The organism is Micromonospora lacuserhaii (genome assembly GCF_036902735.1).
Lineage (GTDB): Bacteria > Actinomycetota > Actinomycetes > Mycobacteriales > Micromonosporaceae > Micromonospora.
Window position 1 is genome coordinate 57,037 of the sequence record NZ_JBAKHO010000016.1, and the last position, 12,601, is coordinate 69,637.

The following is a 12,601-nucleotide window of genomic DNA, read 5'->3' on the forward strand; positions in this document are numbered from 1 at the left end:
CTAACCCGTTTCTCCTGGTCGACCGGGGTGTTGCCGCCGGGGCAGCAGAGCAAAGGATGGAATGAGGCGTAGGCGCGGCGACGACAATCTGGCGGAGAGCGACAATGACGCACCGTGACGCTGTGTGCTGGCAGCCTGGCCACCGAGCTTTGGCCGACGGCCCGGCACGCCCGGGCCCGGGCCCGGGGCGATCGGAGCGGGCGGCGTCAGGCGAGGGAGGCGCGGAGGGCGGCGTCCTTCTCGGCGACCAGGTCCTCCAGGCTCGCCTGGTAGGCGGCCATCCGCTTGAGCAGCGCCGGGTCGCTCGCGGCCAGGATGCGGACGGCGAGCAGCCCGGCGTTGCGGGCATTGCCGATCGACACGGTGGCCACCGGGACGCCGGCCGGCATCTGCACGATGGAGAGCAGGGAGTCCATCCCGTCGAGGTGCTTCAGCGGGACCGGCACGCCGATCACCGGCAGCGGGGTCACCGAGGCGACCATGCCGGGCAGCGCGGCCGCGCCGCCCGCCCCGGCGATGATCACCTTGATGCCGCGGTCGGCCGCGTCCCGGCCGTACTCGATCATCTTGACCGGGGTGCGGTGCGCCGAGATCACGGCCACCTCGTACGGCACCTCGAACTCGTCGAGCGCCTCGGCGGCGGCCTTCATCGTCGGCCAGTCCGAGTCGCTGCCCATGATCAGCCCGACGGTGCTCACGCTGGTTCCCTTCGTCGCCGGCTGCGGGGACCGCGCGCTCACTCGTGCCCCTCGCGCAGCCAGCGGACGGCCCGCGCCGCCCGCGCCCGTACGTCGTCCAGGTCGTCGCCGAGCACCGTGACGTGCCCGATCTTGCGGCCGGGGCGCACCTGCTTGCCGTAGAGGTGCACCTTGGCGCCCGGCTCGGCGGCGAAGAGGTGGTGCAGCCGCTCGTCGATGGAGATCCCGCCGGGCTCACCACCGAGCACGTTCGCCATCACCACGACCGGAGCGGTCGGCGCGGTGTCCCCCATCGGGTAGTCGAGCACCGCCCGCAGGTGCTGCTCGAACTGCGAGGTGCGGGCGCCCTCGATGGTCCAGTGCCCGGAGTTGTGCGGGCGCATGGCCAGCTCGTTGACGACCAGACCCGTGTCGGTCTGGAACAGCTCCACCGCCAGCAGCCCGACCACGCCGAGCGCGGTGGCCAGGTCGATGGCGAGCTGCTGGGCGGCCACCGCCAGCTCCTCGGCCAGGCCCGGGGCCGGGGCGAGCACCTCGACGCAGATCCCGTCCCGCTGCACCGTCTCGACCACCGGGTACGCGGCGACCTGCCCGAACGGCGAGCGGGCCACCTGCACGGCCAGCTCCCGGCGCAGCGCCACCCGCTCCTCGACGATCAGCGAGGTGCCACCGGCGAGCAGGGTGGCGGCCAGCTCGGCGGCCTGTCCGGCGTCTTCGACCATCCAGACGCCCCGGCCGTCGTAGCCGCCGCGGGCCGCCTTGAGCACCACCGGCCAGCCCTGCTCCTCGCCGAAGGCGACCAGGTCGGCGGGGACGGCGACGGACCGCCAGGCCGGGTTCGGGGCACCCAGCGCGCCGAGCCGCTCCCGCATGATCCGCTTGTCCTGGGCGTGCAGCAGCGCCTCGGCCGGCGGGAAGAGCCGCACACCCTCGTCGGCCAGCGCGCGGATGTGCTCGGTGGGCACGTGCTCGTGGTCGAAGGTGACCACGTCGCAGCCCTTGGCGAAGGTGCGCAGGGCGGCGAGGTCGGTGTGGTCGCCGTACTGGACGTCGGCGGCGACCAGGGCCGCGCCGTCGTCGGGGGCGAGCGCCAGCACGCGCAGCGACTGGCCGAGGGCGATGGCGGCCTGGTGGGTCATCCGGGCCAGCTGGCCACCGCCCACCATGCCGACGACGGGCAGACCGGTACGGGAATCCATAGCACCGCCAGCCTATCCGGGCGGCCGCCACCGCCGACCCGGAGGGCCGGCACCCGCCCGGGACGTGACCCTGCCGGCGCTCCCGGAGCCGGGGGACGTCAGCTGAGCTGGGCGGCCAGGTCGTCGACCGAGGTCACCGGCCGCTGGCAGACGAACCCCCGGCAGACGTACGCGGTGGGCCGCCCGTCGACCAGCGGCCGGTCGGCGAGCAGCGGCACCCCGGGCTGATCGGGCCGGCCGGCCACCACCACCGCGCCGGGCGGGGCGTACCGGTGGGCGGCGAGGACCAACGGGTCCGCCGGGTCGTCGGTGGCCACCGCGATCTCGTACGGCCCGGAGAGCAGCGCCTCCCCCGCGGTCGCCGCGTACCCGGTGAACCGGGCGTGCCGCAAGACGATCGGCGCGACGGTCGACAGGGCCCGCTCGGCCACCTCCCGGTACCGGGTCTCCCCGGTCAGCGCCGAGTACGCGACCAGCGCCGCCACGATCGCCGAGCGCCCGGACGGGGTGGCGTTGTCGGTCGGGTCGGCCGGCCGGGCGACCAGCCGCTCGGCGTCGTCGGCGGTGTCGTAGAAGCCGCCGTCCGGGGCGGCGAACCGGGCCAGCGCGACGTCGAGCAGTCCGCCGGCCAGCTCCAGCCAGCGCCCCTCGCCGGCGAGCCGGTGGATGGCGCAGAACGCCTCGGCGACACAGCCGTAGTCCTCCAGGACACCGGCCGGCTCGCCGACCACCTTGTCCCGAGATACGCGGCGCAGCCGCCCGTCCACGATGTGCACGGCGGCGAGGTGCTCGGCGGTGTCCCGCATCGCCCCGTCGGCGACGATGGCGATCCCGTCCATCAGGTTCGCGTCCTCGTCTTCCGGGGCCGCGTACACGGCGGCGACCTGGAGGAACTCGGCGATGGCGGTGATCGCCAGCCCGTTCCATGCGGCCACCACCTTGTCGTCGCGGGCCGGCTGGGGACGGGCGTCCCGGGCGGCGAGCAGCCGACCGACGACGCCCTGCCAGCGACCGCGTACGGCCGGGTCGGCGTCGTCGATGTCGCGGGCCAGCTTCAGCACGCTGGTGCCGTGCTCGAAGCTGCCCTCCTCGGTCACCGCGAACAGGTCGGCGGCCCAGCGACCGTCCTCCTCGCCCAGCACCTCGACGAGCTGCGCCGGCGTCCAGGCGTAGGTCAGCCCCTCGACGCCCGCGGTGTCCGCGTCCAGCGCGGAGGCGAAACCCTCGCCCGCCTTGTGCAGCTCGTCGGCGAGGAACCGGGCCACGTCCCGGGCGACCCGGCGGGCCAGCCGGTCGCCGGTGAGCCGCCACAGCTGGGTGTAGACCCGCAGCAGCAGCGCATTGTCGTAGAGCATCTTCTCGAAGTGCGGCACGGTCCAGTGGGCGTCCACCGAGTAGCGGGCGAAGCCCCCGGCGAGCTGGTCGTTGATGCCGCCGCGGGCCATCGCCTCGCAGGTGTGCCGGACGATCTCCAGGCTGCGCGCGGAGCCGGTGCGCTGATGGTGCCGGAGCAGGAAGAGCAGGTTCATGTGCGGCGGGAACTTCGGCGCGCCGCCGAAGCCGCCGTTCGTCTCGTCGTACTCCGAGGCGAGCTGCGCGGCGGCGGCGTCGAGCAGTTCGGCGGTGAGCGGGGCGGTGGGGCCGCCCACGGCCTGGGCGCCGCCGATCGCCTCGACCACCGCGGACCCCTGCCGGAGCACGGCGTCGCGCTGGTCCCGCCAGGCCGCGCCGACCGACTTCAGCAGCCGGACGAAGTTCGGGCGCGGGAAGTACGTGCCGCAGAAGAACGGGGTCCCGTCCGGGGTGGCGAGGACCGTCATCGGCCAGCCGCCCTGCCCGGTCATCGCCTGGGTGGCGGTCATGTAGACGGCGTCGACGTCGGGTCGCTCCTCGCGGTCCACCTTGATCGCCACGAAGCCGTCGTTGACCAGCTTGCCGACCTGTTCGTTCTCGAACGACTCGTGCGCCATCACGTGACACCAGTGGCAGGCGGCGTAGCCGACCGAGATGAGCACCGGCACGTCCCGCCGTTTCGCCTCGGCGAACGCCTCGTCGCACCAGGGCCACCAGTCGACCGGGTTGTCGGCGTGCTGGAGCAGGTAGGGCGAGGTGGCGTCGGCGAGTCGGTTCACCCGACGACCATATCCACCCCCGGCCGACCCCGCCGGGGCAACCACGTCGCCTGTCAGCGCTCACGTCGGTCGCGGTGGTCGGGGTGCTGCTCACCGCCGCCGCACCCGCGTCGGCGGCGGTGGACCCCGGCACCCGGGTCTCCGCGACCACCGTGGTCGGCACCCACAACGCCTACGAACGCGCCACCTACACCTATCTGGCGCAGGCGCTCGACGCCCGGCCCGGTCTGATCGAGCTGGACGTCTGGCCGGACGTGTTCACCCGGCAGTGGCGGGTCAGCCACTCCAACCCGCTGGGCAACGACAACAACTGCGTCGCCGCCACCAGCGCCGCCCAGCTCTACACCGGCACCCGCAACAAGAACCTCGAACACTGCCTGGACGACATCCGGCTCTGGCTGGGCGCCCACCCCGACGCCGGGCCGCTCCAGCTCAAGCTGGAGCTGAAGACCGGCTTCAGCAGCCGTACCGGGCAGGGTCCCGCCGAACTCGACGCGCTGCTCGCCGCCCGGCTGGGCGACCGGGTGTTCCGTCCCGCCGACCTCAGGGGCGGCCACGCCACACTGGACGCCGCCGCCCGCGCCGACGCCTGGCCGACCCGGCAGCAGCTCGCCGGCAAGGTGCTCGTGGAGTTGATCCCCGGCACCGTCGAGGAGGGCAACCCGACCGACACCCTGCGCACCGACGTCGAGTACGCCCGGCACCTGGCCGGCCTCGCGGCGGCCGGCATCCTGGACCGGGCCCGAGCCTTCCCGGCGGTGCACAACGCCCAGGCCGGCGACCCCCGCACCCGGTACGCCGAGACCGCCCTGCGCCCCTGGTTCGTGGTCTTCGACGGGGACGCGAGCGCCTACGTCACCGGCGGGATCGACACCTCCTGGTACGACGTGAACCACTACCAGCTCGTGATGACCGACGCGCAGAACGTCCCGCCGGCGGTGGGCGACACCGACCCGGACGCTGCCCGCGCCCGGCTGGCCGAGCTGGCCAGGGCACACGCCAGCATCGCCTCCGCCGACTGGGCCGCCCTCCCGGCGGTAGTAGCCGAAACCCTCCCCCGCGGCTGACCCCACCCACCCACCCACCCACCCACCCCTTTTGTTGAGTTGATCAAGAAGTTTGCGCACCGGTCGGGCCGCGATCGGTGCGCAAACTTCTTGATCAACCGGGGAGAGGAGGGGAGGGAGGGCGCCGGGGGGTGGGTTAGGAGGCGCCGTCGGCGCGTAGGGGGAAGACGTTGGACTCCGCCGAGTCGCGCAGGGTGCCGAGCACGGCGCCGATCTTGTCGGCCGGCATCGGCTTGAAGAAGTGGTAGCCCTGGGCGGCGGTGCAGCCCAGCTCGGCCAGGGCGAGCCGCTGCTCGGCGGTCTCCACCCCCTCGGCGACCACCCGCAGCCCCAGCTCGTGGGCGAGCCCCACCGTGGTCCGGACGATCGCCGCCGCCTCCGGCGAGTCGGCCATCCGGATCACGAACGAGCGGTCCACCTTCAGCTCGTCCACCGCGATCCGGGTCAGGAAGGTCAGCGACGAGAAGCCGGTGCCGAAGTCGTCGACGGCGAGCTGCACGCCCATCGACCGCAGCGTGGCCAGCACCTCGTCGATCACCTCCAGCTCGCTCATCACCACCGTCTCGGTGATCTCCAGGACCAACCGGCGCGCCGGCACCTGGTGCCGGCGCAGCGCGTCGGCGATCTCGGCCGGCAGCCGCGGGTCGAGCAGGCTGCGCGCCGAGAGGTTCACCGAGATCGGCACGTCCAGGCCGTCGCGGGCCCACTCGGCGGCCACGGTGAGCGCCTTGTCCAGCACGTACCGGGTGAAGGTGCCGAGCTGCTCGCTGTTCTCCACCGGCCGGATGAAGTCCGCCGGGCCCAGCCAACCGCGCCGCGGGTGCCGCCACCGGATCAGCGCCTCCACCCCGGTCGGCGCCCCGGTGGCCAGGTCGACCGCCGGCTGCAACGCCAGCACCAGTTGGTCGTCGGCCTGCAACGCCTCCCGCAGCTCCGCGAGCAGGGCCAGCTGGTCGGTGCTGGCGGCGTCCCGGGAGCTGTCGTACGCGGCGACGCTGCCGCCGCCCTCCTTCGCCTGGTACATGGCGATGTCGGCCCGACGCAGCAGCTCGGTCAGGTCGGCGTTGCCCGCGCCGGCCACCACCACGCCCACCGAGACCTCGACCGACATCCGGACGCCGGCCACCTCGGTCGGGGCGGCGAGCCGCTCGGCGATCTCCCGGGCCTGGCGCAGCGCGTACGCCATCGGGGCCGCCCGGTCGCCGATCACCGGGACCGAGGTGAGCAGCAGGGCGAACTCGTCCCCGCCGAGCCGCCCCAGCAGGTCACCGGCGCGGGCCATGGTGCCGAGCCGGTTCGCGGTGAGCCGGAGCAGCTGGTCGCCGGCCGCGTGCCCGAGGGTGTCGTTGACCTCTTTGAACTGGTTGATGTCGAGCAGCAGCAGGGCCACCGGGTGGTCGTGGGCGAGCTGCCGCAGCGCCTGGTCGCCCTTGCTGAGCATGGCCGCCCGGTTGACCAGCCCGGTCAGCGCGTCGTGCACCGCCTCGTACGACGACCGCGCGTTGACCAGTCGCAGCTCGAGGTGGGTGGCCGCGTCGTGCAGCGCGGCGGCCAGCGCGTCGGAGAAGGCCGCGACCGCGTCCCGCTCGCGGGCGCTCGGCGGGGCGGAGGAGGCGAACCGGACCCGCAGTTCGCCCACGTCGACGTCGCCCACGGTCAGTCGACGGGTCAGCTCGTGCTCCGCCTCGGCCGGCCGACCGGGCGGGCCGACCTCCCGGTCGCGCACCTGGCTGGAGGCGTCGCAGCGGTAGCGGCGCCACCGGCCGTCGCCCCGGGCCACGTCCACTTCGACCAGCTCGGCGCCGAAGAGGGTCAGCGCGCCGGTCACCGCGGCGGTGGCCACCCCGCGCTCGTCGAGCTGGTTGAGCGCGGCGGTCGCTTCGGCGAACGCCCGCCAGGTGCGCCGCTCCTGGTCGGCCCGGAGCCGGTGCCGGTAGGTCTGCTGGAGCAGCCAGAGCAGCGGCGGCAGGAGCAGCAGCCAGCGGGCGTCGATCTCCAGGAGGGCGACCACGACCAGGCCGACCACCACGTTGCCGACGAACATGAGCAGCTTGCCGCGGAGCGCGGTGAACACCGGCGGACCGATCGCCACGCCGTGCCGCAGCGCCAGGGTGGCGCCGCCGAGCCAAGCGGTGGCGGCCAGGTAGCTCACCGAGCCGGCGATCAGGGCCAGGGCCAGGTCGGGGGTGGGGGCGGCGAGCAGTGGTTCGCCGAGCGCGGTGGCGACGGCCACGGCCAGCGCGGTCGCGGCGGTCAGCGACGCCGCGATCCGGAGCACCTCCAGCAGTGGTCGCCGGTCGCCGGCCATCGACATGGCGGCCCAGGCCGCGCCGCCGCCGAGCAGTGCGCCGGCCGGCAGCCAGCCGGCCGGGACCAGGTAGAGGCAGACGATCAGCGCGGCCTCGCCCCAGGTGATGCTGACCATGCCGGTCGCGGTGCGGAACCGCAGCCGGGCCAGCTGGGCGACCGCGAGCGTGGCGACACCGATGCCGAACCGGGCCGGCCCGGGGACGGGGTCGTCGGGCGGCAGCGCGGCCGGCACGGTGAGCCCGATCAGGACGGCCGCCAGGGCGGTGACGGTGACCGCGGCGGTGAGCAGGAGCACCCCGGGCGGGGTTCCCCCGGTGTCGGGCCGGTCGATCGGATCGGCGGCCCTGCCGGAGGTCACCGCTCCGCCCCGTCCGCCGGAGCGCGGGCGGCGCGGAGGGCGAGCGCAGCTGCGACGGTCATGGCGCCCCCTTCCGCGCACGGCTCAGGGACTTTTGGTCCCCCCGGCGGAAGGCTAAGCCAATCCGGGTGGCCGCAACAGGGGCTGACGACGCGGATCGACGTGATTCACGCCCTGACTACCCGTTCCGGTGCTGCTGGTGCCCGTTGGGGGAGTTCGTACGTGATTCCTCGGTCGTCGCCGCGTCCATCGGATCGACGGCCACCGAGTCGGCCCGCTCCTGGTCGGCCGCCCGCCCCTGCTCGGGGAACCGATCGGGCAGCCGGCGCAACCGGGCGTTCATGTTGCGGATCAGCAGGACGGTGGCGATGGCCAGGACGACGATGAGGAACAGGCCCATCGGCCCGGCCAGACCACCCGAGCGGGTGTCACCGAAGTTGTTCTCCGCGAGCACCTGGGCAGCGGTCAGCATGGTGGTTCTCCGATGTGCGGTGGGGTTCCAGCGTAGCCCTGCCGCCGCTCAGCGGGCATGGGCGGTCTCGCGCACGCCGGCGAAGAGGTCGGACTCCGGCAGCGGGCTGTCGACCAGCGAGCGGGCCAGCTGGTAGTCCTCGGTGGGCCAGGCGCGCTGCTGGAGCTCCATCGGCACGTGGAACCAGAAGCCGTCCGGGTCGACCTGGGTGGCGTGGGCACGCAGCGCGTCGTCGCGGACCGGGAAGTATTCCGCGCACTCGACCCGGGTGGTGATCCGCGGGCCCTTGTCCGGCCGGTCCTCCCAGCGCTTGAGCCACTCCTCGTAGGGCGAATCCAGGCCGGCGGCGAGCATGCCCTCGTGCAGCGCCATGATCTTGGCCTTGGAGAAGCCGATGTCGTAGTAGAGCTTCAGCGGCTGCCAGGGCGTGCCCAGCTCCGGGAAGCGCTCCGGGTCACCGGCCGCCTCGAACGCGGCCACCGACACGTTGTGGCACATGATGTGGTCGGGGTGGGGGTAGCCACCCTCCTCGTCGTACGTGGTGACGACGTGCGGACGGAACTCCCGCATCAGCTTCACCAGCGGCCCCGCAGCCACCTCGACGTCCTGGAGGGCGAAGCAGCCCTCCGGCAGCGGCGGCAGCGGGTCACCCTCGGGCAGCCCCGAGTCGACGAAGCCCAGCCAGGCCTGCTCGATGCCGAGGATGGCGCGGGCCGCGTCCATCTCGGCACGGCGGATCTCGCCGATGTTGGCCCAGACGTCGGGCCGGTCGAGCTTGGGGTTCAGCACGCTGCCGCGCTCGCCGCCGGTACACGTCACAACCAGGACGTCCACCCCCTCGGCGACATATTTCGCGGTGGTCGCGGCGCCCTTGCTGGACTCGTCGTCCGGGTGCGCGTGCACGGCCATGAGACGCAACTGCTCTGCCAACGTGGGCGCTCCTCGTCTGTGCCCGCCACAGCGGAACTGACCTGCCATTCCTGGCTCAGCTCCCGGCTGGGAAGATGGACTCTGCCATTCTTGCCGATCGCCCCGACAACGACGCCAGGAGATACCCGCCGGTGACCGAGACGCACGCCACAATTCCGCCGGGCGCGCCAATATTCCCGTCCGGTCGGTACGGCCGGCGCCGGGAGCCCGGTCGGCGCCGCCCGCTGCTGACCTGGCTGCTGATGGCCGCGCTGCTCGCCGGGCTGACCCTGGCCGCGACGCAGCTCTACGCGCGGTACGGCGACCCGACGTACGACCCCGAGGTGATCACCTACACGGACGTCACCGACGACGGGGTGCGGATCGACTTCCGGGTGACCGTGCCGGCCGGGGGCTCGGCCGTCTGCCTGCTGCGGGCCCGCTCCCGCGACGGGGCCGAGGTGGGTCGGGAGGAGGTCACCGTGACCGCCCGCCCCGGCGAGCGGCATCTGACCGCCCGGCACCGGATCACCACCACCGCGCGCCCCTTCGTGGGCGAGGTCCTGCGCTGCCGCCCGGCCTGACCGGATCCACTCCCATCAGCGCGGCGGTGTCGGCACCCCGACCGCCCCGGTGATCGACGGCACCCGGGGGTGTGCCGCACTGGTAACTTGGTAACTCACCTGTCAGCCAGTTCCGCACTATCGAGGAGTACGCCTGTGTCCACCAACGAGGCGCCCGCCACCTGGCTGTCCCAGGACGCTTACGACCGCCTGCAGGGTGAGCTCGACGAGCTGATCGCCAACCGGCCGGTCATCGCCGCCGAGATCAACGCCCGGCGCGAGGAGGGCGACCTGCGGGAGAACGGCGGCTACCACGCCGCCCGCGAGGAGCAGGGCAAGGCCGAGGGACGGATCCTCTACCTCAAGGAGCTGCTGCGCACCGCCCAGGTCGGCGAGGCGCCGACGGCGGACGCGGTGTCGCCCGGCATGGTGGTGACGATCTACTTCGACGACGACCAGGACGACACCGAGACGTTCCTGCTCGGCTCGCGGGAGATCGCCTCCACCACCGAGCTGACCGTCTACAGCCCGGAGTCCGCCCTCGGCAAGGCGATCCTGGGCGGCCGGCCCGGCCAGACCTGCACCTACACCGCGCCCAGCGGCGCGGACATCAAGGTGACGGTGGTCAGCTTCGAGCCCTTCTCCGGCTGAGTCCGGCGCCGCCGGGTCCGCGCGACCCGACGGCGTCCCCTCCGCGTACGCCCGAGGCGTGGCACCCGTGCGGTGTCACGCCTCGGCCGCGAAGACCACCTGGTAGCCGCTGGCCCGCAGCGCGCTGATCAGCGTGTCGGAGTGCTCGACGCCGCGGGTCTCCACCGACAGCGCCACCTCCACCTCGCCGAGCCGCAGGTGCGGGTTGGCCCGCTGGTGCTCGACGTCCACCACGTTGGCCCGGTGCCCCGCGATCTCCGTCAGCAGCGAGGCGAGCTGCCCGGGCCGGTCCGAGCAGCGCACGGTGACCCGCAGGTAGCGCCCGGCCGCGGCCAGACCGTGCTCGATCACCCGCAGCATCAGCAGCGGGTCGATGTTGCCGCCGGAGAGCACCGCGACCACCGGCGCCTCCACCTCGACCACCCCGGCCAGCAGCGCCGCCACGGCCACCGCGCCGGCCGGCTCCACCACCTGCTTGCCGCGTTCCAGCAGCATCAGCAGCGCCCGGGAGATGTCCTCCTCGGAGACGGTGACGATCTCGTCGACCAGCTTGCGGACGTGGGTGAAGGTGATCTCGCCGGGGCGGCCCACCGCGATGCCGTCCGCGATCGTGGCGAAGGACGGCAGCCGGACCGGCTCGCCGGCGACCAGCGAGGGCGGGAAGGCCGCCGCGCTGGCCGCCTGGACCCCGATCACCCGAACGTCGGGGCGCAGCGCCTTGGCGGCGACGGCCATGCCCGAGATCAGGCCGCCACCGCCCACACCCGTGATGATGGTCTTCACGTCCGGGCACTGTTCGAGGATCTCCAACGCCACGGTGCCCTGGCCGGCGATCACGTCGGGGTGGTCGAACGGGTGGATCAGCACCGCGCCGGTGCGCTCGGCGAAGGTCTGCGCCGCGACCAGGGACTCGTCCACCGTGTTGCCGACGAGTTCGATCTGGGCGCCGTACCCCTTGGTGGCGGCGACCTTCGGCAGCGGCGCGTTGACCGGCATGAAGACCGTGGCGTGGGTGCCGACCAGGCCGGCGGCGAGCGCCACCCCCTGCGCGTGGTTGCCGGCGCTCGCCGCGACCACGCCGCGTTCCCGTTCCTCGGCGGAGAGCCGGGAGATTCGCACGTACGCGCCGCGCACCTTGTACGACCCGGCCCGCTGCAGGTTCTCGCACTTGAGCCAGGTGGGCCCGCCGAGCGCGGCGCTCAATGGCCGGGAGGGCTCCAGCGGGGTGGTACGGGTGACGCCGGCGAGCAGTTCCCGCGCAGCCTGTACGTCGGCGAGACCGACCAGTTCCGTCATGCCCCGATCGTGCCACCCGGTCGCGGGGGAACAGGCGGCGACACCGGGGCCTCTTCCGTCGCCACCTGCGGCGACCACGGCGTCACCGGCTGCGGCGGGTACGGCCCGCCGGTCGGCGGCGGGTACGGGGCCGGGGGCCAAGCCACGGCGGCCCGGTCGAGCCGGTCCTGCTGGGCGGCGGAGATCCGGTGCAGCAGCACGACGAAGGCCGCCGCGGCGACCACGCAGGCCACGGCCGGCACCAGGTACCGCAGCTGCGCGCCCTGGTAGTAGTCGACGTACTCCCGGAACTCGGCTTCCGTGGTCGGGTTCTCGGCCAGCGTGGCGAACTCCCACTCGTCGTTCAGGCTGACCGCCCCGTCCCAGAGGCTGAAGACCAGCCACGCCGACCACCACAGGGCGACCAGCCCACGGGTGGGCCGCCACAGGCTGTCCCGGGCGATGTTCGCCACCACCCGGGCGGGCACCACCAGGTTGGCGAACGGCACCAGCCAGCCGGCGATCGACCACCCCACGCCGAGCGACGGCAGGGCGCCCGGGAACGCGTCGGTGTTCTTCCGCGCCCGCCAGGTCCAGATGATCACCAGCACGCCGGCGACGATCTGGACGAGGAGGAAGACCAGGGCCAGGACGCCTTCGAGCACCGCCGCGCCGAGCAGCAGGTCTCCGTCCCGGTCGGCCGCGGCCCGCTCGACCAGTGGCAGGGCCAGCACGGGGGCCAGCGCGAGGACCAGGTAGGCGACGGCGGTGAGGCCGACCGCGACGGCGGCGGCCAGGCCGGGGCCGCGGACGGCGTACGTGGGCAGACCCGGGGTGACCGCCGGTTGGCCGTACGGGGTACGGCAGCGTGGGCAGGTGTCGGTGCCGGGAGACGCGGCGTCTCCGCAGGTCTGGCAGTGCACGGTGACCGTCCGAGGGGGTGTGCGGCTGAGGCCCGCACACGCTA

General features: G+C 73.7%; 11 protein-coding genes. 3 read left to right on the top strand and 8 right to left on the bottom strand.

Going from position 1 to position 12,601, the window contains the following annotated elements:
* Nucleotides 1-206 precede the first annotated feature (206 nt).
* From purE to V6U81_RS13675, 3 genes are all read right to left on the bottom strand, one after another.
* Complete coding sequence (gene purE, locus V6U81_RS13665; protein WP_334488925.1) at nt 207-698, bottom strand: 5-(carboxyamino)imidazole ribonucleotide mutase; 492 nt, start codon at nt 696-698, stop codon at nt 207-209.
* A gap of 38 nt (nt 699-736) precedes the next feature.
* Entirely contained in the window at nt 737-1,897 is a 1,161-nt protein-coding gene (locus V6U81_RS13670) for a 5-(carboxyamino)imidazole ribonucleotide synthase (protein ID WP_334488928.1), read from the bottom strand.
* Nucleotides 1,898-1,995: 98 nt separating this feature from the next.
* Nucleotides 1,996-4,029: a thioredoxin domain-containing protein gene (locus V6U81_RS13675; protein ID WP_334488931.1), complete on the bottom strand. Its 2,034-nt coding sequence runs from the start codon at nt 4,027-4,029 to the stop codon at nt 1,996-1,998.
* A gap of 83 nt (nt 4,030-4,112) precedes the next feature.
* On the opposite strand from V6U81_RS13675, the gene V6U81_RS13680 reads away from it, so the two are divergent.
* A complete protein-coding gene (locus V6U81_RS13680) occupies nt 4,113-5,096 on the top strand; it encodes a phosphatidylinositol-specific phospholipase C domain-containing protein (protein ID WP_334488936.1) in 984 nt (327 codons plus the stop codon).
* Nucleotides 5,097-5,232: 136 nt separating this feature from the next.
* On the opposite strand, the gene V6U81_RS13685 is transcribed toward V6U81_RS13680, so the two are convergent.
* From V6U81_RS13685 to mca, 3 genes are all read right to left on the bottom strand, one after another.
* Nucleotides 5,233-7,764: a putative bifunctional diguanylate cyclase/phosphodiesterase gene (locus V6U81_RS13685; RefSeq protein ID WP_420884019.1), complete on the bottom strand. Its 2,532-nt coding sequence runs from the start codon at nt 7,762-7,764 to the stop codon at nt 5,233-5,235.
* A 178-nt stretch (nt 7,765-7,942) separates the two neighbouring features.
* On the bottom strand, nt 7,943-8,236 hold the full coding sequence (locus V6U81_RS13690) for a hypothetical protein (RefSeq protein ID WP_334488939.1): 294 nt from the start codon (nt 8,234-8,236) through the stop codon (nt 7,943-7,945).
* 48 nt (nt 8,237-8,284) lie between these two features.
* A complete protein-coding gene (mca, locus tag V6U81_RS13695; protein ID WP_334488942.1) occupies nt 8,285-9,166 on the bottom strand; it encodes a mycothiol conjugate amidase Mca in 882 nt (293 codons plus the stop codon).
* Nucleotides 9,167-9,297: 131 nt separating this feature from the next.
* Here mca and V6U81_RS13700 point away from each other — a divergent pair, with 131 nt between their 5' ends.
* Nucleotides 9,298-9,729: a DUF4307 domain-containing protein gene (locus V6U81_RS13700; RefSeq protein ID WP_334488945.1), complete on the top strand. Its 432-nt coding sequence runs from the start codon at nt 9,298-9,300 to the stop codon at nt 9,727-9,729.
* 135 nt (nt 9,730-9,864) lie between these two features.
* On the top strand, nt 9,865-10,359 hold the full coding sequence (gene greA / locus V6U81_RS13705; RefSeq protein ID WP_334488947.1) for a transcription elongation factor GreA: 495 nt from the start codon (nt 9,865-9,867) through the stop codon (nt 10,357-10,359).
* Between the two features lie 75 nt (nt 10,360-10,434).
* On the opposite strand, the gene ilvA is transcribed toward greA, so the two are convergent.
* Both ilvA and V6U81_RS13715 read right to left on the bottom strand, forming a co-directional pair.
* On the bottom strand, nt 10,435-11,655 hold the full coding sequence (gene ilvA / locus V6U81_RS13710; RefSeq protein WP_334488950.1) for a threonine ammonia-lyase: 1,221 nt from the start codon (nt 11,653-11,655) through the stop codon (nt 10,435-10,437).
* Entirely contained in the window at nt 11,652-12,557 is a 906-nt protein-coding gene (locus tag V6U81_RS13715; RefSeq protein ID WP_334488952.1) for a DUF4328 domain-containing protein, read from the bottom strand. Before V6U81_RS13715 ends, ilvA begins: the two co-directional genes overlap by 4 nt.
* Between the last annotated feature and the right edge of the window lie 44 nt (nt 12,558-12,601).

Coding starts and splice junctions, on each gene's coding strand:
- V6U81_RS13670 (WP_334488928.1), bottom strand. CDS start 1,897: ATGGATTCCCGTACCGGTCTGCCCGTCGTCGGCATGGTGGGCGGTGGC.
- V6U81_RS13690 (WP_334488939.1), bottom strand. CDS start 8,236: ATGCTGACCGCTGCCCAGGTGCTCGCGGAGAACAACTTCGGTGACACC.
- ilvA (WP_334488950.1), bottom strand. CDS start 11,655: ATGACGGAACTGGTCGGTCTCGCCGACGTACAGGCTGCGCGGGAACTG.